The 26251-nt window shown below is 65.7% G+C and carries 23 protein-coding genes and 1 rRNA gene; 15 read left to right on the forward strand and 9 right to left on the reverse strand.

The features are described 5' to 3' along the window. The 11 genes from rrf to AC4D2W_RS00055 form a co-directional block, all read left to right on the forward strand. Positions 1 to 98 (forward strand): 5S ribosomal RNA (rrf, locus tag AC4D2W_RS00005); the annotation flags it as partial. Positions 99 to 491: 393 nt separating this feature from the next. Then, positions 492 to 2717 carry a hypothetical protein gene (locus tag AC4D2W_RS00010; protein ID WP_490924886.1) on the forward strand — a complete coding sequence of 742 codons (2226 nt, stop codon included), beginning with the start codon at positions 492 to 494 and terminating at the stop codon, positions 2715 to 2717. 4 nt (positions 2718 to 2721) lie between these two features. Further along, a complete protein-coding gene (locus AC4D2W_RS00015) occupies positions 2722 to 3720 on the forward strand; it encodes an HAD-IIA family hydrolase (protein ID WP_490924887.1) in 999 nt (332 codons plus the stop codon). Positions 3721 to 3762: 42 nt separating this feature from the next. Beyond that, a complete protein-coding gene (locus AC4D2W_RS00020) occupies positions 3763 to 3969 on the forward strand; it encodes a hypothetical protein (RefSeq protein ID WP_490924888.1) in 207 nt (68 codons plus the stop codon). 3 nt (positions 3970 to 3972) lie between these two features. After that, a complete protein-coding gene (locus AC4D2W_RS00025) occupies positions 3973 to 4851 on the forward strand; it encodes a TlyA family RNA methyltransferase (protein ID WP_490924889.1) in 879 nt (292 codons plus the stop codon). Positions 4852 to 4898: 47 nt separating this feature from the next. Further along, entirely contained in the window at positions 4899 to 5873 is a 975-nt protein-coding gene (locus tag AC4D2W_RS00030; protein WP_490924890.1) for an NAD kinase, read from the forward strand. Continuing rightward, entirely contained in the window at positions 5866 to 7611 is a 1746-nt protein-coding gene (gene recN, locus AC4D2W_RS00035) for a DNA repair protein RecN (RefSeq protein WP_490924891.1), read from the forward strand. The genes AC4D2W_RS00030 and recN overlap by 8 nt, the downstream gene beginning before the upstream one ends. A gap of 30 nt (positions 7612 to 7641) precedes the next feature. Then, positions 7642 to 9336: a CTP synthase gene (pyrG, locus tag AC4D2W_RS00040; RefSeq protein WP_490924892.1), complete on the forward strand. Its 1695-nt coding sequence runs from the start codon at positions 7642 to 7644 to the stop codon at positions 9334 to 9336. Positions 9337 to 9342: 6 nt separating this feature from the next. Continuing rightward, on the forward strand, positions 9343 to 10011 hold the full coding sequence (locus AC4D2W_RS00045) for an NUDIX domain-containing protein (RefSeq protein ID WP_490924893.1): 669 nt from the start codon (positions 9343 to 9345) through the stop codon (positions 10009 to 10011). Between the two features lie 404 nt (positions 10012 to 10415). Continuing rightward, entirely contained in the window at positions 10416 to 11309 is an 894-nt protein-coding gene (gene xerD, locus AC4D2W_RS00050; RefSeq protein ID WP_490925982.1) for a site-specific tyrosine recombinase XerD, read from the forward strand. After that, entirely contained in the window at positions 11309 to 11794 is a 486-nt protein-coding gene (locus tag AC4D2W_RS00055; protein ID WP_490924894.1) for an 8-oxo-dGTP diphosphatase, read from the forward strand. The genes xerD and AC4D2W_RS00055 overlap by 1 nt, the downstream gene beginning before the upstream one ends. 40 nt (positions 11795 to 11834) lie before the next feature. Here AC4D2W_RS00055 and AC4D2W_RS00060 read toward each other — a convergent pair whose 3' ends face one another. Further along, positions 11835 to 12314 (reverse strand): DUF4188 domain-containing protein, encoded by a 480-nt coding sequence (locus AC4D2W_RS00060; RefSeq protein ID WP_490924895.1) that lies wholly within the window; start codon positions 12312 to 12314, stop codon positions 11835 to 11837. A 77-nt stretch (positions 12315 to 12391) separates the two neighbouring features. Here AC4D2W_RS00060 and AC4D2W_RS00065 point away from each other — a divergent pair, with 77 nt between their 5' ends. Beyond that, positions 12392 to 13039, forward strand: coding sequence for a MerR family transcriptional regulator (locus AC4D2W_RS00065; RefSeq protein ID WP_490924896.1), 648 nt, complete (start codon positions 12392 to 12394; stop codon positions 13037 to 13039). 39 nt (positions 13040 to 13078) lie between these two features. Here AC4D2W_RS00065 and AC4D2W_RS00070 read toward each other — a convergent pair whose 3' ends face one another. The 5 genes from AC4D2W_RS00070 to AC4D2W_RS00090 form a co-directional block, all read right to left on the reverse strand. Next, the gene (locus AC4D2W_RS00070; protein WP_490924897.1) at positions 13079 to 13522 is read right to left on the reverse strand and encodes a hypothetical protein; all 444 of its coding nucleotides are present in this window, start codon (positions 13520 to 13522) and stop codon (positions 13079 to 13081) included. Between the two features lie 118 nt (positions 13523 to 13640). Further along, complete coding sequence (locus tag AC4D2W_RS00075; RefSeq protein WP_490924898.1) at positions 13641 to 14774, reverse strand: bifunctional 2-methylcitrate synthase/citrate synthase; 1134 nt, start codon at positions 14772 to 14774, stop codon at positions 13641 to 13643. A 55-nt stretch (positions 14775 to 14829) separates the two neighbouring features. Beyond that, on the reverse strand, positions 14830 to 15735 hold the full coding sequence (gene prpB, locus AC4D2W_RS00080) for a methylisocitrate lyase (RefSeq protein WP_490924899.1): 906 nt from the start codon (positions 15733 to 15735) through the stop codon (positions 14830 to 14832). Next, on the reverse strand, positions 15736 to 17253 hold the full coding sequence (locus AC4D2W_RS00085; RefSeq protein WP_490924900.1) for an MmgE/PrpD family protein: 1518 nt from the start codon (positions 17251 to 17253) through the stop codon (positions 15736 to 15738). It abuts the gene before it with no gap. Continuing rightward, on the reverse strand, positions 17240 to 17962 hold the full coding sequence (locus AC4D2W_RS00090) for a GntR family transcriptional regulator (RefSeq protein ID WP_490924901.1): 723 nt from the start codon (positions 17960 to 17962) through the stop codon (positions 17240 to 17242). The genes AC4D2W_RS00085 and AC4D2W_RS00090 overlap by 14 nt, the downstream gene beginning before the upstream one ends. 205 nt (positions 17963 to 18167) lie before the next feature. Between AC4D2W_RS00090 and AC4D2W_RS00095 the strand changes: the two genes are divergently transcribed. Continuing rightward, positions 18168 to 20147, forward strand: coding sequence for an AMP-binding protein (locus tag AC4D2W_RS00095; RefSeq protein ID WP_490924902.1), 1980 nt, complete (start codon positions 18168 to 18170; stop codon positions 20145 to 20147). Positions 20148 to 20170: 23 nt separating this feature from the next. Here the strand turns inward: AC4D2W_RS00095 and AC4D2W_RS00100 are convergent, their stop codons facing one another. The 3 genes from AC4D2W_RS00100 to AC4D2W_RS00110 all read right to left on the reverse strand — a co-directional run bounded on the left by AC4D2W_RS00100 (position 20171) and on the right by AC4D2W_RS00110 (position 23234). Then, positions 20171 to 20689: a GNAT family N-acetyltransferase gene (locus AC4D2W_RS00100; RefSeq protein WP_490924903.1), complete on the reverse strand. Its 519-nt coding sequence runs from the start codon at positions 20687 to 20689 to the stop codon at positions 20171 to 20173. Between the two features lie 93 nt (positions 20690 to 20782). Then, entirely contained in the window at positions 20783 to 21541 is a 759-nt protein-coding gene (locus AC4D2W_RS00105; protein WP_490924904.1) for a response regulator, read from the reverse strand. Next, positions 21531 to 23234 (reverse strand): sensor histidine kinase, encoded by a 1704-nt coding sequence (locus AC4D2W_RS00110; protein WP_490924905.1) that lies wholly within the window; start codon positions 23232 to 23234, stop codon positions 21531 to 21533. Before AC4D2W_RS00110 ends, AC4D2W_RS00105 begins: the two co-directional genes overlap by 11 nt. A 226-nt stretch (positions 23235 to 23460) precedes the next feature. Here AC4D2W_RS00110 and AC4D2W_RS00115 point away from each other — a divergent pair, with 226 nt between their 5' ends. Further along, entirely contained in the window at positions 23461 to 24837 is a 1377-nt protein-coding gene (locus AC4D2W_RS00115) for a cation:dicarboxylate symporter family transporter (RefSeq protein WP_490924906.1), read from the forward strand. Between the two features lie 509 nt (positions 24838 to 25346). Further along, positions 25347 to 26246, forward strand: coding sequence for a ParA family protein (locus AC4D2W_RS00120; protein WP_490924907.1), 900 nt, complete (start codon positions 25347 to 25349; stop codon positions 26244 to 26246). Positions 26247 to 26251: the final 5 nt, after the last annotated feature.

The following is a 26251-nucleotide window of genomic DNA, read 5'->3' on the forward strand; positions in this document are numbered from 1 at the left end:
GGGAAACGCCCGGTCCCATTCCGAACCCGGAAGCTAAGACCCACAGCGCCGATGGTACTGCATCCGGGAGGATGTGGGAGAGTAGGTCACCGCCGGACAATATTTGGCAGAGAGGTTCAGGCCCGTACCGTATGGTGCGGGCCTGAACTGTTTAACACCCCGGGTTTTTGGCGGAATACCGCCTGTCTCCGACAGGTGGGGAATCTCTCATAAAGCCGCTGATCCCGGTGAAAAGCCGGCCCCTGGGAAACCGGTAACCAGGACTCGGGATAACCGGAGCGCTGCGCCCGGCAACGCCGCAGGTGGGGAGTCTCACCTATTCCCAGCCACCCTGCACGGCACGGGACAACGATCTTCGAAGCCGACTGCACTAGAATCAGACTGTGCCTGTTTTAGGCCCCATAAACTTTGAACCAACTTTATATATCCATAGTGACGAGCGACTGCAGTAAATTCCGTTGGTCGGCTCACGACGAGAGGAACTCACCAGCATGTCAGAGCAAAATAACAGGGATCAGCGCAGCGAAGGAACCAACTCCGCCCGCAACAGCAGCTCGTCAGATCGACGCGATGACCGCGGTCGTCCTGCAACCAATGACCGCAATGCACCCAAGCGTTTCGAAGACCGCAAGCCTTCCTTCGGTGGCCGTCCCGCACGTGACGGTGAGCGCAAGTCCTTCGGTGAGCGCGGAGCCTCTTCTGAGCGCAAGCCTTATTCCAAGGACGGCAAGCCGTCTTTCGGTGACCGCCCGGCCCGTGGCGGGGATGACCGCCGTCCGGCACGTGACAATGATCGGAAGCCGTCTTTCGCCGACCGTGACCGGAAGCCGTCTTTCGGTGACCGCCCGGCCCGCGGCGGGGATGACCGTCGTCCGGCACGCGACAATGACCGTAAGCCGTCGTTTGGTGGAGACGACCGTCGTCCGCCGCGTGATGGTGAGCGCAAGTCCTTCGGTGACCGTGACCGTAAGCCGTCTTTCGGTGACCGCCCGGCCCGCGGCGGGGATGACCGTCGTCCGGCACGCGATAACGACCGTAAGCCCTCTTTCGGTGACCGTGACCGTAAGCCGTCCTTCGGTGACCGTCCGGCCCGCGGCGGGGATGACCGTCGTCCGGCGCGCGACAATGACCGGAAGCCTTCTTTCGGTGACCGTAAGCCTTCGTTTGGTGGGGACGATCGTCGTCCGCCGCGTGATGGTGAGCGTAAGTCCTTCGGTGACCGTGACCGCAAGCCTTCCTTCGGTGACCGCCCGGCCCGCGGCGGCGATGACCGCCGTCCGGCACGCGATAACGACCGGAAGCCTTCTTTCGGTGACCGTAAGCCGTCCTTTGGTGGGGACGATCGTCGTCCGCCGCGTGATGGTGAGCGTAAGTCCTTCGGTGACCGTGACCGCAAGCCTTCCTTCGGTGACCGCCCCGCCCGTGGCGGCGATGACCGCCGTCCGGCACGCGACAATGATCGGAAGCCCTCTTTCGGTGACCGTAAGCCGTCCTTTGGTGGGGACGATCGTCGCCCGCCGCGTGATGGTGAGCGTAAGTCCTTCGGTGACCGTGACCGCAAGCCTTCCTTCGGTGACCGTCCCGCCCGCGGCGGCGATGACCGCCGTCCGGCACGCGACAATGACCGCAAGCCCTCCTTCGGCAAGGACAACAACCGCCGTCCGGAGCGGAGCGAGGATGCTCCCGTCACTGAGCGCAAGCACAATGCCCGCGACCTGCGCAGCGCCAACCGCCCGGACCGTGAGCGTTCGCCGGAAATCGACGATGACGTCACAGGACAGGAACTGGACAAGGTCACCCGCGCCCAGCTGCGCGTCCTGGAGGAAGTCAGCGGCGAGTGGGTCTCCAAGCACCTGGTCATGGCAGGACGCCTGATCGACATCGATCCCGAACTGGCCTTCCAGCATGCGCTGGCGGCCAGCCGCCGCGGCGGACGCATGGCTGCGGTCCGCGAAGCAGTTGCACTGACCGCCTATGCCTCCGAGAACTTCGCTGAGGCGCTGCGCGAATTCCGCACCTACCGCCGCATCAGCGGCTCCAACGCCTACCTGGCGATGATGGCCGACTGCGAACGCGGTCTCGGCCGTCCGGACCGCGCCCTGGACATCTCGCGCTCGGACGAGGCGAAGGAACTGGATACCGCCGGCCAGGTGGACATGGCGATCGTAGCTTCGGGTGCCCGCATGGACATGGAGCAGTACGACGCTGCCGTGACCGCACTGGAAATCCCGCAGCTGGATAAGAACCGTGCATTCTCCTTCAGCCCCCGCCTGTTCCGCGCCTACGCCGACGCTCTGGAGCTCGCAGACCGCAACGAAGAAGCCGAGCAGTGGCGCAACCGTGCACTGCTGGCCGAAAAGGCACTGGGCATCGGCGAGTTCGCTGAGCCGGACATCTACGACCTCGACGACGAAGAGGAAAAGCCGGAGAAGCCGCGCCGTGCCCGAGAAGACCGTGAGGAGCGAAGCGGTGCAGAGCGTTCCGACACTCCGTTCGCAGCTCCGGCCGAAATCGAGCCTGCAGATGCGCTCGGCGATCTGGATCTGACGGACGACGTCGACACGTTGCCTTCCGATGACCAGGAAGGCGTGATTGGTGTCCTCGAAGCCGAGGAAGAGGACGACGACAACACCGTCGAACAGCACGACGACGGCAATGACAACGACGAATTCTCCGCCGACGCACCCTCGGGCGACGTCGACGAGGACCGCGCGTAGCATCATGCAGTCCACCGCGCTGATTGCCGGATACGACGCCGTCCTGTCGGACTTGGACGGCGTCGTCTACGCGGGTCCGCACGCCATTGAGGGTGCCGTCGAGGCGCTGCAGCGTCTCGACGGCGTGGGTGTGCAGCTCGCCTACGTCACCAACAATGCCTCGCGTTCCTCCGAAACCGTGGCCGCGCATCTGCGCGAGCTGGGGGCACCGGCAACAGCGGAGACCGTGTTCGGTTCGGCGCAGGCCGGTGCGGAGCTGCTGGCAGCTTCCGTTCCGGCCGGCGCAACGGTCCTGGTAACCGGAAGCGCCTGGCTTACCGAGCAGGTGCGCGACCAGGGGCTGGTCCCGGTGCTTTCCGCTGATGACCGCCCCGACGCCGTCATCCAGGGCTTTGATCCCGCACTCGGCTGGAAAGACCTCGCGGAGGCGGCCTTCGCCGTCGGCCGCGGCGCCGTATGGGTCGCCACGAATACGGATATGTCCATTCCGCAGGCCCGGGGCATCGCTCCGGGCAACGGAACCCTGGTTGCTGCCGTCGCTGCAGCCACGGGCAGGACGCCCCTGGTGGCAGGAAAGCCGGAGGCACCGCTGTTCCGAACGGCGGCACGCCACCTGAACGCGAAGACGCCCTTGGTTGTGGGCGACCGCCTGGACACCGATATCCTTGGCGGCAATAACGCCGGGTTCGCCACCGCAATGGTGCTTACCGGCGTCGACACCCCGCAGACCGCGCTGGCAGCCCGCACGGCGGAGCGGCCCGCCTATCTGCTCGAAAACCTCGACGCCCTCTACCAGCCCTACCCGGCGGTGGAAGTGCTCGACGGCGTGGCGCGCTGCGGTGCCGCAACCGCCCGGGTGACCGGGGGCATGGTGGAGATTTCCGGGAACCGCAACGATTTGGACAGCTGGCGGGCAGCCTGCGCCGCGTGGTGGCGCGCCCGCCCGGACGAGGAAAACGCCACCGCACCCGAGCTCAGCTGGAGTGTCAGCACCGACGGATAAGCTGGGATCCAAACGTCGGAACAAGGGATGGGCAGACGCCGCATGCAGAACACTAGCGAAGATTTCCGGGTTTCCGCCGGCCCCTGGCCCGACGGCGGGACGCAGACGGAGGACCCGGCGGTCAACGCTGCCCTGGCGGTTCTTGGACACCTTCCGGACCTGCCTTCCACCGGCCACCATGCCGTTTACTCCGCGCTCCATGACAGCCTGATGGCCGAACTGACCGCCGAACCGCCAGAGGAGCGATAGCACGTGCCAAGACTCGACCAGGAACTGGTTGCCAGGGGACTGGCCCGCTCCCGGACCCATGCGGCCAAACTTATTGCCGCAGGCCGGGTCTCCCGCGGGGGCTCCGTCCTGGGCAAAGCCTCGGTGTCGGTGACCGGCGAGGATGCGCTCTCAGTGCTCGACGACGGCGTCCCCGACTACGTCAGCCGCGCCGGACACAAACTTGCCGGAGCCCTGGATGCTTTTCCGCAGGTGCAGCCGGCCGGGCAGCGCTGCCTGGATGCCGGAGCCTCCACCGGAGGTTTCACCGACGTCCTGCTGCGGCGCGGAGCCGCACATGTGGTGGCGGTGGACGTGGGCCACGATCAACTGGTGGAAGTCCTGCGCCGGGACCCCCGGGTTGAGGTCCATGAAGGCCTGAATGTCCGTTACCTGGATCCGGAGGCAATCGGAGGACAGGTGGACCTCACCGTCGCTGATCTGTCCTTCATCTCACTGACCATGGTGGTGGCGGCGCTGGCCAAAGCCACGCGGCCCGGCGGCAGCATGCTGCTCATGGTCAAGCCGCAGTTTGAAGTGGGCCGTGAGAAGCTGGAGAAAGCCGGCGTGGTCCTCGATCCGCAAAAGCACCGGCTGGCCGTTGCCCGCGTGGTTGAATCAGCCCTGGCTGAGAATCTTCGCGTTGCCGGACTGGCGCCCAGCCCGCTGCCGGGACAGAACGGAAACGTGGAGTTCTTCCTGTGGCTGCAGGTTCCGGAGCAGGGAGACCCTGCGACGGAAAGGCCCGCCGATGCACAGGAAGCCGCACGGCGTTTGGTGGATGAGGCCTTTGACGGGTTTGATGGAGCCGGACATAATCCGGCTGATCGGGCTGCAGGCGGGGAACGCACCGCAGAAGACTGACGGATTTCCAACCAGCTCCCTCGGGGGCGGAACAGGACACAACAGACATGAGCAGACGGATACTCGTGCTGGCCCACACCGGCCGGCAGGCTGCCATGACTGCGGCCCAGGAAGCCTGCACACAGCTTCACGCCTCCGGGCTGACCCCGGTCATGCGGCGCAAGGACCTGGAGGATATCCAGGCGGTATACGGCGTCCTGACGGCCCCCACGGAGATCCTTGATGAAGACGTCTCCCTGGACGGGGTGGACCTGGGCATGGTCCTGGGCGGAGACGGCACCATCCTGCGCGCCGCCGAGCTCGTCCGCGACACCAACGTTCCGCTGCTCGGGGTGAACTTGGGCCACGTGGGATTCCTGGCCGAAAGCGAACGCGCCGATCTGGAACAGACGGTCCACTGGGTTGTGGAGCGCGCCTACACGGTGGAAGAACGGATGACCATTGACGTCAAGGTCTGGTTTGAAGACCGGCTCATCGTTCACACCTGGGCCCTGAACGAAGCTGCCGTGGAAAAGGCGGACCGGCAGCGGATGCTCGAAGTGGTTGTGGAAGTGGACGGCCGGCCCATCAGCTCCTTCGGCTGCGACGGCGTTGTCCTGGCCACGCCCACCGGATCCACCGCCTACTCCTTCTCCGCCGGCGGCCCCGTGGTGTGGCCCGAAGTGGAAGCCCTCCTCATTGCGCCGATCAGCGCCCATGCGCTCTTTTCCCGGCCGCTCGTCGTCGCCCCGGATTCACTCCTTGCCGTGGAAATCCTGACCCGGACCAATGCCGCCGGAGTGCTCTGGTGCGACGGGCGCCGCAGTGCCGAGCTCCCGGCCGGAGCCCGGGTGGAAGTGACCCGCTCCAACATTCCCGTGCGGCTGGCCCGCACCCATGCCACGCCGTTCTCCGAGCGGCTGGTCCGCAAGTTCCAGCTGCCCACCCAAGGCTGGCGCGGTCCTGTCGGCAGCCCCGGAGACCTCTCGGACAGCGTGGAACTGACGCGTCTGGCCGAGCGCGGAGGGCCGGCACATGATTGAGGAAATCCGTATCCGCGACCTCGGCGTCATCACGGACGCCACCTTGGAGCTGGGCCCCGGATTCACCGTGGTCACCGGTGAAACGGGTGCTGGTAAAACCATGGTCATCACTGCCCTGGGCATGCTCCTGGGCGCCCGGACCGACGCCGGAGCCGTGCGCACGGGCGCCAAGGCGGCACTGGCGGAAGCCGTGGTCCGGCTTCCTCCGGACAACGCTGCAGTGTCCCGTGCGGAAGACGCCGGCGCCGAGCTGGAAACGTACAACGGCATCACCGAGCTGATGCTTGCCCGGACCGTGAACGCAGCGGGGAGAAGCCGTGCCCACGTGGGCGGGCGGTCCGCTCCGGTGGGGGTGCTCGCGGAAGTGGGCCAGCATCTGGTCGCAGTTCACGGCCAGTCGGACCAGCTTCGACTCAAGAGCACGGCCGCGCAGCGAGAGGCGCTGGACAAGTATGCCGGCCCGGCGCTTGCCTCCGTGCTCTCCTCCTACCAAACGGATTATGCCCGCTGGCGGGCAGCGGTTGCCGAGCTCGCGGGCCTGCGGGACCAGGCGCGCGAGCGGCTGCGGGAAGCCGAGTACCTCTCGGCCTCGCTGGAGGAAATCGACGCGCTGGAACTGCTGCCGGGCGAAGACGAAACACTGAAGACCGAAGCGGTCCGCCTGAACAACTTTGAAGAACTGCGAACTGCTGCAGAAGGCGCCCACCAGGCGCTGATCGCAGGGGACTTTGCCGACGGAACCGATGCCACCTCTCTGGTGGACGGTGCCAAACGCCAGCTCGAGATGGCAGGGGAGCACGATCCCGCCCTGGCAGACTCCGCAAAACGGCTGGCCGAGGTTGGCTACGTCCTGGCCGACATTGCCACCGAGCTGGCCAGCTACAGTGCATCCCTGGACGGGGAAGGCCCCGAACGGCTCGCTGAAGTCGAATCCCGGCGCGCTGAAATCTCAGCCCTCACGCGGAAGTTCGCCCCCTCCGTGGACGAAGTCCTGGAGTGGGCCGAAACCAGCCGGGTCCGGCTGGCCGAACTGGGGGATGACAGCACCCGGATCGAGGCGCTGGAAGCGGAAATTACCGACCTCCAGGCGACCCTCACCGCCGCCGCGGCGGACCTGACCAAGCTGCGGACCGAAGCTGCCGCTGACCTCGCCCAGCGGGTCAGCGACGAGCTCTCGGCCCTGGCCATGGCCAACGCCAACCTGCTCATCGAAGTGACGCCGGTGGAGGAGCTGAGCGTGCACGGGGCGGACAGTATCTCCTTCCTGCTCCAGCCGCACCCCGGTGCACCGGCGAGGCCGCTGGGCAAGGGTGCATCGGGCGGTGAACTCTCCCGGGTCATGCTCGCGATCGAGGTGGTGCTGGCCGCCGTCGACCCCGTGCCGACCTTCATCTTCGACGAAGTCGACTCCGGCGTAGGCGGTAAGGCCGCGGTGGAAATCGGCCGCCGGCTGGCCATGCTGGCCAAACACGTGCAGGTGATTGTGGTCACCCACCTTCCCCAGGTGGCGGCGTTTGCCGACCATCACATCCGGGTCATCAAAATGTCCGCGACGGGGGAAGATGGAACAGGGGTCACCGCCAGCGACGTTACCGTTCTGGACGATGCGGAGCGGATCAAGGAACTTGCCAGGATGCTTGCGGGCCAGGAGGACTCAGAGTCCGCCCGGGCACACGCCGTCGAGCTCCTGGCGGCGGCGGGACATCCGCCGCAGAAGCAGTCCAGTGCAGACAAATAACCAGTGCAGACAAAATCAGATCTACAAAAGGTGATAGGCTCGAACTCCGTGGTGCAGCGATCAAATTCCAGGTTTCCCAAGTCGTCTTCTACGACCAAACACATCTTCGTCACCGGTGGCGTGGCGTCCTCACTTGGCAAGGGACTGACAGCGTCAAGTCTCGGCCATCTGTTGAGGTCGCGCGGCATAGCGGTGACCATGCAGAAGCTCGATCCCTACCTCAATGTGGATCCGGGCACAATGAACCCCTTCCAGCACGGCGAAGTCTTCGTGACCGACGACGGCGCCGAGACTGACCTCGACATTGGCCATTACGAGCGGTTCCTTGACGAGAGCCTCGACGGCTCCGCCAACGTAACCACCGGCCAGGTCTACTCCACGGTCATCGCCAAGGAACGCCGCGGCGAATACCTGGGCGACACCGTGCAGGTCATTCCGCACATCACCGACGAGATCAAGCGCCGGATGCGCCTGCCCTCCGAGGCGAAGAAGACCCCCGACGTCATCATTACCGAAATCGGCGGCACGGTTGGCGACATCGAGTCCCAGCCCTTCCTGGAAGCAGCACGCCAGGTGCGCCAGGACATCGGCCGCAACAACGTTTTCTTCCTGCACGTTTCCCTCGTGCCGTACATCGGTCCGTCCCAGGAACTGAAGACCAAGCCGACGCAGCATTCCGTTGCTGCCCTGCGTTCCATCGGCATCCAGCCGGACGCCATCGTCATCCGTTCGGACCGCCCGGTGCCGGACGCCATGCGCGCCAAGATCGGCCGCATGTGCGACGTGGACATTGACGCCGTCGTCGGCTGCCCGGATGCCCCGAGCATCTATGACATCCCCAAGACCCTTCACTCCCAGGGCCTGGACGCGTACATCGTCCAGCACCTGGACCTGAAGTTCAAGGACGTCAACTGGACCAAGTGGGACAAGCTCCTCGAGGTTGTCCACAACCCCAAGCACCACGTGAACATTGCCCTCGTGGGCAAGTACGTGGACCTGCCGGATGCCTATCTTTCCGTCACCGAGGCACTGCGTGCCGGCGGTTTCGCGAACAAGACCAAGGTCAACATCCGCTGGGTTCCCTCGGACGAGTGTGCAACGCCCGAAGGCGCCGCAGCCGCGCTGGGTGACGTTGACGCCATCTGTGTTCCCGGCGGCTTCGGCATCCGCGGCCTGGAGGGCAAGCTCGGCGCGTTGACGTACGCCCGGGAGAACAAGCTCCCGACCCTGGGCCTGTGCCTTGGCCTGCAGTGCATGGTCATCGAGTACGCCCGGAACGTGGTGGGCATGGAAGGCGCGTCCTCCTCGGAGTTCGAACCGGACACCAAGTACCCGGTCATCGCCACCATGGCGGAGCAGAAGCACATTGTCTCCGGCGAGGGTGACATGGGCGGAACGATGCGCCTGGGCCTGTGGGACGCCAAGCTTGAAGAAGGCTCGGTTGTTGCCAAGACCTACGGCAAGACCGCAGTGGCCGAGCGCCACCGCCACCGTTACGAGGTCAACAACGAGTACCGCGACCAGATTGCCGAGGCAGGCCTGTCCTTCTCCGGCACCACGGTTGACGGCGGACTCGTGGAGTTCGTTGAACTTCCGGCGGACGTGCACCCGTACTACGTCTCCACGCAGGCGCACCCGGAGCTCAGCTCCCGCCCGACGCGCCCGCACCCGCTCTTCGCCGGTTTGGTAAAGGCCGCCCTGGCTCGCCAGAACGGAAAGGGCTAGCACCTGATGAGTGAGACCAGAGGGTTCGCCGACGAACGCAGTCCCCGGCGCCTGTTGGATTCCCATGTGGAATACACCGGGCGGATCTGGGACGTGGTCAGCGAGACATTCAAGCTGACTGACGACGGCGAACCCCTGGTCCGCGATTACATCCGCCATCCCGGCGCGGTGGCCATCCTGGCGCTGAACGATGCCGGACAGGTACTGATGATCAACCAGTACCGCCATCCGGTGCGGATGACCCTCTGGGAAATCCCTGCCGGCCTGCTGGACATTGACGGCGAGGACTTTCAGGTGGGTGCTGCCCGCGAGCTGGCCGAAGAAGCGGACATCCAGGCCGCTGAATGGAACGTCCTCACCGATCTGTTCCTTTCCCCGGGCTCCTCCCGGGAAGCCCTGCGGATTTACCTGGCCCGCGGCATTACCGAGGTTCCCGAAGCGGACCGCCATGTCCGGACCGACGAGGAAGCGGAAATTCATTCCATGTGGGTGGATCTCGACGAGGCCGTGCAGGCAGCACTGGACGGCCGGCTGCACAGCCCCTCCGCGGTTGCCGGAGTCCTGGCTGCAGCGGCGGCGCGTCCCTCCGGTTTCGCGAACCTGCGCCCGGGCGACGCTCCCTGGCCCGAACACCACACCCAGCACTCCACGTGGCCGCAGGGCCCTGTTCTTTAGGATTTCAGACCGTTATGGCCGCCTCCGATCTACCTGCTGGCGGACATCATGCTGCGCCGGCACCAGCGAGCACTCCTTCCCCGATCCAGCCGCCGTCCGCGGCTGTGCACAATGACACGGAAGTGTTTGGGTTCCCTCCGCTGAATGCCACCATGCGCCTGGACTCGCCCGCGGAACTCCTCCGGGCCGCCCTGGCACAGGACGCTGCCCTGGCGTCTGCCTCGGCTGAGGGCGAGGCGGAGGCGCCCGGGACGGCAGCGGTTCCGACCCGGCCGGCGCAGGACAGGCCAGCCTCTTCAAAAACTCCCAAAACTCCCAAGGCTGCCACCCCCAAAGGCCCCTCAGCTGCGGAAGAACTCCGCAGCACCGCCGTCGGCCGTGAAATCAGCGGCTACCTGCAGCACATGGCCGTGGAACGCGGCCTGGCCGTCAACACTTTGGATGCCTACCGCCGCGACCTGCTGCGCTACGCGCGTTTCCTGGCCTCGCGCGGCGTGGAGGACATCGCCCGCATCTCCCGCCATGATGTCACCGCCTTTGCGCAGTCCATCGCGGAAGGGTCCGACGGCGCCTCCGCGCTAAGCGTCCGCTCGGCGGCCCGCACCATTGTCGCCGTCCGCGGCCTGCATAAATTCTGGGCGCTGGAAGGGCTGGCCACCACGGACCCGGCGGCAGATGTGCATCCGCCGCTTCCCGGCAAGCGGCTGCCCAAGGCGATCAGTGTCAACGAAGTCACGCGGATCCTCGAAGCCGTATCCACCGAAACCCCCACCGGGCTCCGTGACCGGGCGCTGCTGGAATTCCTGTACTCCACCGGAGCCCGCATCAGCGAAGCCGTGGGCCTGGACATTGACGACCTGTCCCTGGAACGCATTCCGGCCAACGGCCCCGACGTCGTGCGGCTCTTCGGAAAGGGCTCCAAGGAACGGCTGGTGCCGCTGGGCTCCTACGCGGCACGTGCCCTGGACGAGTACCTGGTGCGCGGCCGCCCCGCTGCTGCGGTGAAGGGCAAAGGCACTCCGGCTCTGTTCCTGAACGCCCGCGGCGGACGCCTGAGCCGGCAGAGCGCCTGGACCATCCTGAAGAATGCGGCGGAAAAGGCCGACATCGGCCGTGATGTTTCCCCGCACACCCTCCGCCACTCCTTCGCCACCCACCTGTTGGAGGGCGGCGCCGACGTGCGGGTGGTCCAGGAGCTGCTTGGCCACGCCTCCGTAACCACCACGCAGGTCTACACCCTGGTCACGGCCGAGACCCTGCGTGAGGTTTACGCCGCCGCGCACCCCCGGGCACTGTGATGGAATTCCGGGCCGCTCCCGTGGTGCTCTGTTTCCTCTTCCGCGACACGGAGCAGAGCGGTCCCGAGGTCCTGATGGGACTGAAAAAGACCGGCTTCGGCCTGGGCCGGGTGGTCACCCTCGGCGGGCACATCGAGCCGGGGGAAACTCCGGAACAGGCTGCCGTCCGCGAGGTGGAGGAAGAGTCCGGGTTGTTGCTCCGGGAAACGGACCTGCAGCGGGCCGGCACCATTGAATGGATCTTTCCCGCACAACCCGGGCTGGATATGTCCACCATCCTGTTCCGGGCCCGCCGCTGGGAGGGCGAACCGGTGGAGACTGATGAAATCCGCCCGGCCTGGTATGCGCCCGGCGAGATGCCCTACGCCAGCATGTGGCCGGATTCGGCCCACTGGATGCCCCGCCTGCTCGCGGGGGAGTATTTCGACGCCGTCGTGACCATAGCTGATGACAATGAAAGCGTTGCCGGCGTCGTCTTCTCCTGATCCCCTACCCGCGCTCCTGAACAAATAAGCCGTGCGGGAACTAGGCTGCTGCCGCCGGCCCCAACCGGTCCGCGGCCCGGCTCCCGGAGCCTGAATCCTGCACTGCCGTGACCTTGGCAAGTCCGGTGGTGGGCATTCCGACGTACATGGACTCTGCCCGGTCCACCACAAATGTCTCGTGCCAAATGCCCACGCTGCCGGGCGCCTTACGGGCGGCCCGGTTGAAGGCGGCCCACGCGGGCCGGTGCTCTGCGCTGGGTTGGGACGCGTAGGCATAGAGCTGCTCCGGGGTCTTCCAGTACTGGATTACCGTTGGGCCGCCGGAACCGACCGTGATCCGGTAGCCCAGGAGGCCGGACTCCGGGTCGGCGGAGAGCTCAGCGAGCATCCGCGGCATGGCCGCGAAGGCCGGCAGCCACAGGTCCGGCCGCCAGGGTTTGTTGATCCGCATGCCGATCAGGAAAACCACAAGCGCGCCGTCGTGCGAATGGTTTCTGCGCTGGGGATAGATGCGAGCCATGACGGCTCCCTCCGGATGTCTGGATAGTGATGGTATCCAAACTAGAGAGTTACACTATCCAGCACAAGGGGGTTTGTATGCGGATCTCAGAACTGGCCGAGCAGAGCAGTGTCCCGGTGGCCACCATCAAGTACTACCTGCGCGTTGGACTGCTCCATGACGGCCGCCTCACCGCGCCCCGCCAGGCGCAGTACGATGACAGTCATCTGGGCAGGCTCCGTCTGGTCCGCGCTCTTTTGGGACCGGGAAATCTTTCTGTGACCGAAGCGGGGAACGTCCTGCAGCAGCTGGATGATCCGCCGGAATCCGCGCATGACCTGCTGGGGATCGCGGCCCACGCGGCGGCGGCGCTGCCGGAGTCCTCCACGAGCCACCCCCGGGCCGATGCCCTGCTGGAGAAGTGGGGATGGAGCGTGGATCCCGAAGACCATGACTCCCGCTCCCGTCTGGAACAGGCACTTCGGGGACTCGAGGATGCAGGATTTGAGCCACCCGAAGGGTTTCTGGACATGTATGCCTCGGCCATGGGCAAGATTGCCGCCCGTGAGGTGGAAGAGGTTCCCCGGGGCAGCCCCGCTGCAGCACTGAGGTACGTCATGCTCGGGACGGTCCTGGTGGAGCCGCTGCTGCTAGCACTGCGCCGGCTGGCCCATCAGGATGCCTCCGCACGGATCTTCTCGGCAGCCCCGCCTGCTGTTCCTGCCGAAGACATCCGGCGGGAATGAATCCCTGAGATTACGACGAACGCTCTGCTTGGTCGCTCCCTAACCGAGTGTCCTGAACTCCACGGCCCAACGGGTTTCCGCATCGGAGGCGACGGTAATCATGAGCCCTGTGCCGAACTCATAGGGCTCCACACCGCTGAAGATCTTCACCTGCCCGCAATCCACGTCGGCGGGCGCTCCTCCGGCCATCGAGACGGAGACGGTTCCGGTGTCACAGAGAAAGCTCGCAGCTATCGGCCCCGAAACGATGGGATCGAATCTCAGACTGCCCTCTTCGCCGGCGGAAACGGCTCCTCCGCCCATTCGGGTCTCTGTAAATTCCCCGTCCCCGCGTTGGGACGTGATGTCCTGCTGCAGCTGATAAACCTCGTCAGCCCAGGCGTCCGCGGGATCCGGCGCCGTTGGCCGCCCATCGGCACTGCAGGAGACAGCAAAAACCGCCGAAGCAGCAAGAATCAAGGTTACTGCCCAGCCTGGCTTCATGGCTTTTCCTTCCGGGTTAGCAGGAACTGTATACGCCGGACGGGAGAGTCCAAACACGCAGGCGCCCGCTGCAGGAATTCCTGCAGCGGGCGCTTGCGGAGTGCGAAGCTGTGGCTGGTTAGCCCACGTGCCGTTCCTCAGGGCCGTCATAGGCGCTGAGCGGGCGGATCAGGGAATTGGCTTCCAGCTGCTCCATGATGTGTGCCGTCCAGCCGGTGATCCGGGCCGCCACGAACAGCGGCGTGAAGGTGGGCGTATCAAAACCCATCATGTGGTAAACCGGTCCGGCCGGGTAATCCAGGTTCGGCAGGATGTTCTTGCGCTCACCCATGGCGGACTCCAGCGCCGTGTACAGCTCGCCCAGGTCCTCCCGGTTGTAGTGCTTGACCATTTTGTCCATGGACGCCTTCATGGTGGGCACCCGCGAGTCGCCGTTCTTGTACACGCGGTGGCCGAAGCCCATGATCTTCTTTTTGTCCGCCAGTGCGGCGTCCAGCCAGCCCGCCGCGTGGGCGGCAACATCGCCGTCGCCCGCGCTGGCGGTGATCTCCTCGAAGGTGTGCATGACGGCCTCGTTGGCGCCGCCGTGCAGCGGGCCCTTGAGGGCGCCGATCGCACCGGTGACCGCCGAGTGCAGGTCCGAGAGGGTGGAGGTGATGACGCGGCCCGTGAACGTGGAGGCGTTGAAGGAGTGCTCCGCGTACAGGATCATCGACACGTTGAACGCTTCCACCACCTCGGGGGCGGCTTCCTCGCCGAAGGTCATCCAGAGGAAGTTCGCCGAGTAGTCCAGATCGTCGCGGGGTTCCACCACGTCCTGGCCGCGGCGGCGGCGCTGGTCATAGGCCACCACTGCAGGCATGGCCGCGAAGAGGCTTACCGACTTCTCCATGTTGGCCTGCACCGAGGAATCCTCGGCCAGCTCATGGGAGGCACCCAGGACGGAGGCGGCCGTGCGGCAGACATCCATCGGATGGCAGGTCACCGGCAGCGCGTCGATAACGGCCTTCAGCTCGGGGGAGAGAGCCCGCTGGGCACGCTCACCCGACGTGAACTCGGCGAGCTCATCGGCGGTGGGCAGCTCGCCGTTCCACAGCAGGTAAGCCACCTCCTCGAAGCTGCAGTGCGCAGCCAGTTCCTGGACCGGGTAGCCGCGGTACAGCAGCGAGTTGGATTCCGGGTTGACCTTGGAAATGCTGGTCGTGTCCACGAGGACACCGGCCAGTCCCTTGTGGATTTGCTCATCTGTCATAACGAAAGACTCCTTTGTCGCGGTGGGGTGCTGCTGGTGGATTCCGGCGCCCGTATTAGTGCTGGCCCGGGATCTGGAAGTTGAAGACGGAGGTGTCGAAGCGGTTATAGGCTTCATAATCCACCAGATCGTACAAACGCGCACGGGTGAGCATATTGGGCACATCGTCCTGCTGGGTGCCCTTGGCCTTGATGGTGTCCAGCGTGCGCTCGGCTGCACCCATGGCACTGCGCAGCAGGGTGACCGGGTAGATCACCATGTTCACGCCCACCGAGGCCAGCTGGTCATAGCTGAACAGCTCGCTCTTGCCGAACTCCGTCATGTTGGCCAGGATCGGCACGTCGACGGCGTCGCGCATGGCGGCGAATTCCTCCAGCGTCTTCATGGCCTCGGGGAAGATGGCGTCCGCTCCGGCTTCGACGAGCGCGCGGGCACGGTCCTGGGCGGCTTCGAGGCCGTCCACGGCGCGGATGTCGGTGCGGGCCATGATCAGGAAGTTCGGATCCCGGCGGGCATCGGCGGCGGCACGGATCCGCTTGGTGGCGGTGTCCAGGTCCACGACGTTCTTGCCGTCCAGGTGGCCGCAGCGCTTCGGGTTGAACTGGTCCTCGATGTGGCAGCCGGCCAGGCCGGCGTTCTCGAGTTCCTGGATGGAACGGGCTACGTTCATCGGCTCACCGAAGCCGGTGTCGGCGTCCACGATGGCAGGCAGATCCGTCATCCGGGCGATCTGCCCGGCACGGGTGGCCACCTCGGTCAGGGTGGTCAGGCCGATGTCCGGCAGGCCGAGGTCATTGGCGAGGACCGCGCCGGAGATGTAAACGCCGTCGAACCCCTTTTCCTCGATCAGGCGGGCAGAGAGCGGGTTGAACGCTCCCGGGAACTGCTGGAGCGTGCCGGAGGCAAGGCCTTCGCGGAAGGCGATGCGCTTGGCTTCGGGAGTGACGGAGGAGTACAGCATTTAGAAGAGTCCCTTCGGGGCGTTGGCCGGGTCAATGACGCCGTCGGCTGCGGTGATGTTCAGCTGGTCCAGCTCGCCGGCGGCCAGTTCGGGCAGGCGCTGGACGGTGGTCAGGAACCGCTCGATCTCCTCTTCGGAGACCAGGCCGGCGGCCAGGGTGCGGAACTTGTTGATGTACTGCTCGCGGGCAAACGGCTTGGCGCCCAGCGGATGCGCGTCGGCAACGGCGATTTCATCGGTGATCTCGGTGCCGTCGGTCAGGACGATGGTGACCTTGCCGCCGAAGGCCTTTTCGTTGATGTCCAGCGAGTGGTAGCGGCGGGTCCATTCCGGATCCTCCACCGTGGTGACCTTGTTCCACAGCTCCACGGTGTCCGCGCGGCCGGCACGCTCGGGCGCGTAGGAATCCACGTGGTGCCAGGAGCCGTCCTGCAGGGCAACGGTGAAGATGTACGGAATGGAGTGGTCCAGGGTCTCGCGGGAGGCCGTGGGATCGTACTTCTGCGGATCATTGGCGCCGGAGCCGATGACGTAGTGGGTGTGGTGCGAGGTGGCGATCAGCACGCTGGCCACCTTGGAGGCATCGGCTGCCTCCGGATGTTCGCGGTGGATCTTGCGGGCCAGGTCAATCCAGGCCTGAGCCTGGTACTCGGCGGAGTGTTCCTTGGTGTAGGTGTCCAGGATGGCGCGCTTGGCTTCGCCGGGTTCGGGCAGCGGAACTTCGTAGGCGGCGTCGGGGCCGTCCAGCATCCAGGCAATGACGCCGTCTTCACCCTCGTAGATCGGGGTGGGAGAGGTCTGTCCGCGCATGGCGCGGTCCACGGCCTCCACGGCCATCTTGCCGGCGAAGGCCGGAGCATGCGCCTTCCAGGTGGAGATTTCGCCCTTGCGGGACTGCCGGGTGGCGGTGGTGGTGTGCAGGGCCTGGCCCACGGCCTGGAAGATGGTGTTGACGTCCAGGCCCAGCAGGGTGCCGATGCCGGCGGCTGCGGACGGGCCGAGGTGGGCAACGTGGTCGATCTTGTGCTTGTGCAGGCAGATCGCCTTGACCAGGTCAACCTGGATTTCGTAGCCGGTGGCGATGCCGCGGATCAGGTCCGCGCCGGAGGCGCCGGTGTGCTGGGCGACGGCGAGCAGCGGGGGAATGTTGTCACCGGGGTGGGAGTACTCGGCGGCCAGGAACGTGTCGTGGTAGTCCAGTTCACGAACGGCAACGCCGTTGGCCCAGGCTGCCCATTCCGGAGAGGTCTTCTGCTCGACGCCGAACACGGCCGAACCGTTGCCGTGCGCGGAGGGGGAGAAGGACAGTGCCTGGGCGCGGGCGGCGACGATGGGTCCGCGGTTCAGGGAGGCGACGGCCACCGAGGCGTTGTCGATGATGCGGTTGATGACCATGTCCGTGACCTCGTTAGTCACGGCAACGGGGTCAGCGGCGACCTCCGCGATCTTATAGGCCAGCTGGTCTTCGCGGGCCAGGTTCTCATCGCTGCGGTGGACCCGCACCTTATGGAGATTCATGGGATGTCCTTTCGGGACGTGGTGTTTGCTTTGCTGTGGAACGTTCAGGGGTGCCGGCCGACTGCGGATCAGCGGCGGCGAGGAAATGTTCAAGGCTTTTGTGCAGGTGAACGGATGTGGCAGCCGATGCCAGGGCAGGATCACCGGCAGCGATGGCTTCGGCAATGGTGGCGTGTTCGCCGGCGGTGGCGAGGAGCCTGCGGGGGTTGTCCTTGGCCAGCCGGCGGACGCGGGCCAGGTGCAGGCGCACGTTGGCCAGGGCCTGGGTAAGGTAGGCGTTCGCCGCGGCGGAGTCGATGGCCTCATCCAGGCGGGCCACGAGGGCGTAGTACCCGGAGCGGGACGGATCCGTCCCGGAGTCCTCAACAATGAGGTCGGCCGCATTCTCGAATTCCCTCCGCAGTCCAGCGAAGACTTCCGGAACCCCGCGGGTGGCGGCCAGCGCGGCAGCTTTGCACTCCAGCGCCTGGCGCAGCTCAAAAAGATCGGTCACGGTTTCCGGCGAGATGGAGGTGACGACGACGCCGCGCCCGTTGTGCGGCGCGGCCAGCCCGTCCGCAGTCAGCCGGCTGAGGGCTTCACGGAGCGGGGTGCGGGAGATTCCCAGACGCTGGGACTGTTCCACCTCACCCAGAACGGTTCCCGGAACAAGCCTGCCGGCCACGATGTCTTCGCGGAGCGCCCGGTAGGCGCGGTCACTGGCCCTCACAGGTGCTCCTTTCCAGCGGCGGGCAACCTGCTGGCAGGCGGTCCGAATGTGATGTTGCTCATCAGTGTATACACAACCGGACCTACTCGGCGCTAAAAGCACCCGGGGCGCGTCGTTGCATGGCGTCATGTATACACGGGGCAGTTGTGAGCCGCATACGCACTGCCCTAAGGTGATGGCTATCACATCGAATCGAGGAGGATTCATGAGCTCTGGCCTGGATACAGGAAATGAAGCACCCGTGACCGCTGCCGCCCGCCCCCAAGGCACTGCCGGGGCAGCGGACGCCGGATATGCGCAGGCCTATGCCCGCAGCCTCGAAGATCCCGAAGGCTTCTGGCTGGAGGCTGCCTCCCTGGTGGACTGGGACAGCGCTCCGCAGCGTGCCCTCGACGATTCCGCCGCTCCGCTCTACCGCTGGTTCCCCGACGCGTACCTGAACACCAGTTACAACGCCCTGGACCGGCATGTGGCCGCCGGCAGGGGAGAGAGCGCAGCCCTCATTTATGACTCCGCGATGCTGGGAACGTCCCGCACCTACAGCTACAACCAGCTTTTGGCCGAAGTGGAAACCTTTGCCGGAGTGCTCCGCGGGCTCGGGGTGAAAGCCGGGGACCGGGTCATCATCTACCTGCCCATGATTCCGCAGGCGGTCATTGCCATGCTCGCCGCAGCCCGGCTGGGTGCCATCCACTCCGTCGTGTTCGGCGGCTTTGCCCCCAAGGAACTGGCAGCGCGCATCGACGACGCCACACCCGCCGTCGTCGTCACCGCCAGCGGCGGGATGGAGCCCAAGCGCACCGTGGAGTACCTCCCCAACGTTGCTGCCGCGCTCGCCGCCGCGACGCACCGTGTGAACCATGTGGTGGTTGCCGAACGCGAAGGATTCGCCCACGGCATCTCCGAGTACGACGGCGCGGACGGCGCCGCCTGGCACGACTGGGATGCGCTCGCCGCAAAGGCGCAGCCCGCCGGGCCGGTCTCCGTAGCCGCCACGGATCCGCTGTACATCCTGTACACCTCCGGAACCACCGGCGCGCCCAAGGGGGTGGTGCGCGACAACGGCTCCCACGCCGTCGCGCTCGCCTGGTCCATGCGCAACATTTACGACGTCGGCCCGGACCAGGTGATGTGGACCGCCTCGGACGTGGGCTGGGTGGTGGGCCACTCCTACATTGTGTACGCGCCGCTGATCGCCGGAGCCACCACCGTGCTGTACGAAGGAAAACCCGTGGGGACGCCCGATGCCGGCGCCTTCTGGCGGGTGGCGGACGAGCACCGGGTGGAGGTCCTGTTCACTGCACCCACGGCGCTGCGAGCCATCCGCAAGGCGGATCCTGATGCGGCCCTGATGGAGAACTATGACCTGTCCGTGCTGCGGACCCTGTTTGTCGCGGGGGAGCGGCTGGACCCGGAGACCTTCGCCTGGGCAGGGCGGGCGCTGGATGTGCCCGTGGTGGACCACTGGTGGCAGACCGAAACCGGCTGGGCGATCTGTGCCAATCCGCTGGGGCTGGAACAGCTGCCGGTCAAAGCCGGTTCCGCCACCGTGCCCGTGCCCGGATTCTCGCTCGCGATTGTGGACGGCTCCGGTGCGGAGGTCCCCGCCGGGCAGGAGGGCAACATTGTGCTGCGCCTGCCGCTGCCGCCGGGCACGCTCACTACACTGTGGGGCAGCGATGACCGCTTCCGGTCCTCCTACCTGGAGATCTTCGAAGGCTGCTACACCACCGGGGACTCCGGTTACGTGGACGAGGACGGCTACGTATTTGTGATGGGCCGCACCGACGACGTCATTAACGTCTCCGGACACCGCCTCTCCACCGGTGCAATGGAGCAGATTGTGGCATCGCACCCCGCCGTGGCCGAGTGCGCCGTGATCGGAGTGGCTGATTCCCTCAAGGGCCAGCGGCCGTGCGGGTATGTGGTGCTGAAGGCGGGCTCTGTTGTGGGTGTGGAGGAGCTGCGCGCGGATTTGGTGAAGCTGGTGCGCGAATCCATCGGGCCGGTGGCCGACTTCAAGGACGTACAGGTGGTGGAAGCGCTGCCCAAGACCCGCTCCGGCAAGATCCTGCGCAAGACCATGCGCCAGATTGCCGACGGCGATGCCTACACGGTGCCCTCCACCATCGAGGATCCGGGGGTTATTGATGCGCTGCTGCCGCTGCTGCGTCCGGGCATGTGAGGACCCCGGCGGCTTGTGCGCGTCTAGGCGGTCGCGATCCAGTAGCGGCGCTTGCCGTGACGGATGTCCTCCAGGATGCCGCCGTTCTTCTCGATGGTTGCCCGGGACCCGGCATTGTCTTCATCGCAGGTGACCAGGACCGGGGAGATTCCCAGCGAGTAGGCGAAGGGCAGGGCGTTTTTCAGTGCCTGGGCGGCGTGTCCGCGGCGGCGCACTGACGGCCGCACGCTGTAACCGATGTGACCGCCTTGGTTCAGCAGAAAGTCGTTCAGCTCATGCCGAATGCCCAGGAACCCGATGACGGTTTCATCCTCGACGATCCACAGATGGGTGCAGGGGACGTAACCGGGCTTAAGGACAGTGCCCGGCACGGCCTGAGCCTTGAGTTCCGCCACGAACCGCCGGAATGCCCCGGGATCCCGCAGGTCTTCCAGCAGCCATTCTTCGCCGCCTGCCCCGTCCCGGTGGGCGCCGTCGAAGTCGGCGGCACACTCCAGCCAGGCGGCGTGGAACTTTTCATCCGGATGCATAAGGGAAGCCATCCGGCGATAGTACTGGCGCGTGCCTCCAGGGTCCTGCGCCGCGCCGGCGGGAGGCATTCGGCACTGCTGTACGGTCGGGAGCCACTCCAGCAGCTACCGCCGCCAGTGATACTCCAGCTCGGGCCGGCCGCGGGTGCCGTAGCGGGGATTCCGGGCCACTGCCCGCTGCTCGTCCAGATGCTCCAGGTAGCGCCGGACAGTAATCCGGGACATCGTCAGCGCGGCGGAGACCTCACTGGCCGACATGGGGGCGGCAGCATTCTTCAGCGTCTCTGACACCGCCTCAAGCGTTTCGGGTGACAGGCCCTTGGGCAGTGCTGCAGCCACACTGGGACGAAGGGCGGCCAGGGCCCGGTCCACCTCCGACTGGGTGGCGGACAGGCCCTGCCCGGCAAGGTTCAGGTGGTATTCGCGGTAGGAGGCCAGCTTGGCGCTGAATGCCGAAAACGTGAACGGCTTGATGAGGTACTGCGCAATCCCCGCGGACATGGCGCTGCGGACGACGGCGAGATCCCGGACTGCGGTAACGGCAATGACATCGGCGGGGACCCCGGCGCCGCGGATCCGGCGCAGGACATCCAGCCCGTGCAGGTCCGGCAGGTTCATGTCCAGCAGGATCAAATCCACCGCCGGCCCGGAGGTTTCACCGCCGTGTACGGGCAGGCCTCCGTCCGAGACGGTGCCGCTTCGCCCGGTGGCGGAGGCATTGAGGAACGTGATGGCCTCGGTGCCGGTGTGCACGACGCCGGCCAGTGCAAATCCCGGGCTGCGGCGCACATACTCCGCGTGCGCCTGCGCCGCTATGCCCTCGTCTTCCACCACGAGGACGCTGATGTCCCGGTCAGTGTTCATGGCTGGCCGCCACTGCGAGGGGGAGTACGACCGTAAAGCAGGCGCCGCGGCCCGGCTGTCCGCCCGGGTCAAGCCGGAGCGTGCCGTCCAGCCGCAGCACTGCTTGGCGGACCAGCGGCAGTCCGATGCCCCGTCCGGTGCCTGAAACACCACCGGTGCCGGAGGGGAGCAGCACCTTGGGATCCTTGGTGCTGAAGCCCTGATGAAATACCTGTTCCGTGGAGAGCTCCGGAATGCCCGGGCCATTGTCCTGCACCGTGATCTCGAAGCCCGGGGCGCCGTCGTCGTCCTCCACCAGGGCAAACCGGGCGCTCACCGTTGGCGTCTCGGCCCCGGACACGGCGTCGAACGCGTTGTCGATCAGGTTTCCCGCTATGGTCACCAGCTCTCCCGGATCCAGTCCCAGCGGAGCGCCGGTTTCAGATCCGGCCGCAGAAAGATCGATGAGCAGGCTGATGCCGCGCTCGCGGGCCTGGCCCGCCTTGCCGGTCAGCAGGGCGGCGAGGGCCGGTTCGCCCACGGCGGCAACGACGTCGTCCGCCAGCTGCTGGGACTGCTCCAGATCCCGGGTGGCGAACGCCAGGGCATCCTGGGGGCGGTTCAGCTCGATGAGGGAGACCAGCGTATGCAGCCGGTTCGCGTGTTCATGTGCCTGCGCCTGGAGCGCTTCGGTCAGGGTGTGCATGGACTGCAGTTCTCCGGTCAGTGCTTCTATGTCGGTGTGGTCCCGCAGCGTGGTGACCGTACCGATGCGTTTTGCCGGCGCGGTCCGCGCCAAGCCGCGCAATATCCCCATGGGCGCCGGCGCGAGGACCGGAGACTGGTTCACCACGAGAATCCGTTCACTGGCAAAGTGGAATTCATCTTCCGCCGTGCGGCCGCCGCGCAGCAGCTCGGCGAGGGGAAGCGGCAGGCCCAGCTCCCGGGGATCCCGGGGCCGGTCACCGCGCTCGGCCGGGAGCCCCAGCAGTGCGGCTGCCCGGTTGTTGTACAGCACCAGATCACCGTCCCGGTTCAGCAGCAGCACTCCTTCACGCAGTGAATGCAGGGCCGAGTCGTAGAACGCAAACATGCTCAGCAGTTCATCGGGCCTGCGGTCCGAGGTGGTGCGCCGGAGGTAGCGGCTGAGCGCATACGCAGCGAGTGTTCCGAAGGCCAGGGCGGCCACGGAAATCAGGAACACTGTTGGCAGCTCGGCATTGCGGGCGACGGCGACGCGGTCAACAGTGATGCCCGCCGCCACCAGGGCCTTCACCTCGCCGTCTGCGCCGAGGACGGGGACGACGGCGCGCACGGACGGTCCCAGGGTGCCGGCGTAGGTTTCGGTAAAGGACTTTCCGGCAAGTGCCTGCTCCACCGAGCCCAGATAGGGCTTGCCGATCTGGTCTTCGTTGCGGTGGGTGAACCGGGTGCGGTCCGGTGCCATGACCGTGAGGAAATCGATGCCGGACGCATCCATCACATCCTGCGCGTAGGGCTGCAGGTTGGCACCGGGCGGATTGGCGGTCACGGATTCCAGGACCAGCGGATCCGCGGCTGCGGTTCCGGCCACGGCAAGCATCATGTCTGCGGTTTCTTCAAAGCTGTGGCGCTCGGCCTGCTGGTAGAGCGTCCAGGACAGCCCTGCCGAAAAGCACACAATAAACACCAGCTGCCCCACAAGCAGCCGGCTGGCCAAACTCCATTTGCGCAATGATCTTCTTTCCTGCTTGGTGCCTTGACGGCCGGTATGCCCCGGATTAAGTTCCCGGGCCGGGAACAGTATGACCACAATCGTGACAGTGGTCACAGGGGCGCGACACGATGGCTGCTGAAGACTTATTGTTCCCGGCGATTTCCGCACGGCTCCGCACCCGGAGAACCGCAGTCCCGGTGCCGCTCAGGAACAGATCAGCAACCAAGCCTAGGAGCAGCACAGCATGGCATCTGCCACCATTTCCGGACGCGCGGGCTCACCGAAGAGCCCGCGCAAGAAGGACAAGACACACTTTCTGTACATCGCGGTTATTCTCGCGGTGGTCCTCGGTGCTGCGCTGGGACTGATGGCGCCTGAGTTCGCCAAGGGCCTGAAGCCGATCGGGACCGCATTCATCTCGCTCATCAAGATGATGATCGCGCCGATCATCTTCTGCACAATTGTCCTCGGCATCGGCTCGATCGCCAAAGCAGCCACCGTGGGCAAGGTGGGCGGCCTGGCCCTGGGCTACTTCATTGTCATGTCCACCTTCGCCCTGGCCATCGGCCTGGTGGTGGGAAACCTGATCCACCCGGGCGAGGGCCTGGACCTGGCCGCCGGCGCTGAGAACGCCCCCAAGGCAGCCGAAGACGCCGAAGGCCTTTCCGGCTTTGTCCTGAGCATCATTCCCACCACGCTGCTGGCTTCGCTCACCGGCGAAAGCATCCTGCAGACCCTCTTCGTTGCACTGCTGGTCGGTTTTGCCCTGCAGAAGATGGGTTCCGCCGGAACCCCCATCCTCACGTTCATCGGCCACCTGCAGAAGCTGGTCTTCCGCATCCTGGTCATGGTGATGTGGCTGGCGCCCGTGGGTGCCTTCGGTGCCATTGCCGCCGTCGTCGGCGAAACCGGAATCGATGCCATCAAGAGCATGGCCGTGCTGATGATCGCCTTCTACATCACCTGTGCACTGTTCATCGCAGTGGTCCTCGGCAGTGTCCTGAAGGTCTGCACCGGGGTGAACATCTTCAAGCTCATGCGCTACCTGGGCCGCGAGTACCTGCTCATCTTCTCCACGTCTTCCTCCGAGGTTGCCCTGCCGCGGCTGATCGCCAAGATGGAGCACCTGGGTGTTTCCAAGCCCGTGGTTGGCGTGACCGTGCCCACCGGATACTCCTTCAACCTGGACGGCACCGCCATCTACCTGACGATGTCCGCCCTGTTTGTAGCCTCCGCCATGAACATGCCGCTGGAACTCGGCGAACAAATTTCCCTGCTGGTCTTCATGATCATTGCCTCCAAGGGTGCCGCCGGCGTCACCGGCGCCGGCCTGGCCACCCTCGCCGGCGGACTGCAGTCACACCGCCCGGATCTGGTGGAGGGCGTTGGCCTGATTGTCGGCATCGACCGCTTCATGTCCGAAGCCCGTGCGCTGACCAACTTCACCGGCAACGCCGTCGCCACCGTCCTGATCGGTACCTGGACCAAGGAAATCGACAAGGAACAGGTCACCGCGGTGCTGAACCGCGAACGACCGTTCGACGAATCCACGATGGAAACGGATGGCCACGGGGAACAGCAGGCTCCCGACGCTGAGCTGGAAACCACCGCGGTCCGCTAATCGCACGGGTTCCCTAACCGGATTCAGTCCGGCGCTAAGGGCGCTTCCGCTACCTGCGGAGGCGCCCTTAGCCGTACGGCTGCAAGACGCACTTTCACCTGCATTCACAAGGCACCCGGTCACGTTCACGGAAGACACTCGTCGACCCGGAACCGGCGAGCACTACCGGCATCCGATTCGGCATTCATCGTGCAGATACCGGGCAGGATTTGGCCGGGCTCATTTTGGGCCCGTGAGCTGCACGAAGGATTTGGCCGGGCTCATTTTGGGCCCGTGAGCTGCGCGAAGGATCTGGCCGGGCTCATTTTGGGCCCGATATCTGCGCGAAGGGCCGCACGCACGGAACCAACTGGGCCGGAAATGTGCCCCAAGCCCAACGTTCGACCTCTAGTTGAGAGTAAAGGCTCGCGGGTCCTCGCGGCGCCGATTCGCGGTATAGGTGTTGCACGGCTGTAATCTTGACAGGGACAGCCGGCAGGACAGCTAGAGACGGAAGCGTGGATTAATACGTGAGCAGCGATCAGAGTTCAACAACTCTGCAGGACGCAACACTGGACGGGGCCGATTCCGTGATGGGACCGACCGGACGCCCGCTGACGGAATTCCCCGAACCTCCGGTGCTCAGCTCGCACGGTCCCGCCCGGATCATCGCCATGGTGAACCAGAAGGGCGGCGTGGGCAAGACCACGTCCACCATCAACCTCGGTGCCGCCCTGGCGGAAGCCGGCCGCAAGGTGCTGCTCGTGGACTTCGATCCGCAGGGTGCACTTTCCGCAGGCCTGGGCACCAACCCGCATGAGCTGGACCTCACCGTCTACAACGTGCTGATGGACCGGAAGGTGGACATCCGCGAGGCCATCCACGAGACGGGCATCGAAAACATCGACCTGCTGCCCGCCAACATTGACCTCTCCGCTGCTGAAGTGCAGCTGGTCAACGAGGTGGCCCGCGAACAGGTCCTGGAACGCGCGCTGCGCAAGGTTTCAGATGACTACGACGTCATCCTCATTGACTGCCAGCCCTCCCTGGGGCTGCTGACCGTCAACGCGCTGACCGCCGCCCACGGCGTCATCATCCCGCTGATCTGCGAGTTCTTCGCCCTCCGCGCGGTCGCACTCCTCGTGGAAACCATCGAAAAGGTCCAGGACCGGCTCAACCCCGGCCTCCAGATCGACGGCGTCCTCGCTACCATGTATGACGCGCGGACGCTCCACAGCCGCGAAGTCATCTCCCGCCTCGTGGAAGCTTTCGGCGACAAGGTCTTCGAGACCGTCATCAAGCGGACCATCAAGTTTGCCGACGCCACCGTCGCCGCGGAGCCCATCACCACCTACGCGGGCAACCATCCCGGCGCCGACTCCTACCGCCGCCTCGCCAAGGAACTCATTTCACGCGGCGGTGCCCCCTAACCGCT

It is taken from the genome of Arthrobacter sp. TJ-58 (genome assembly GCF_058269295.1).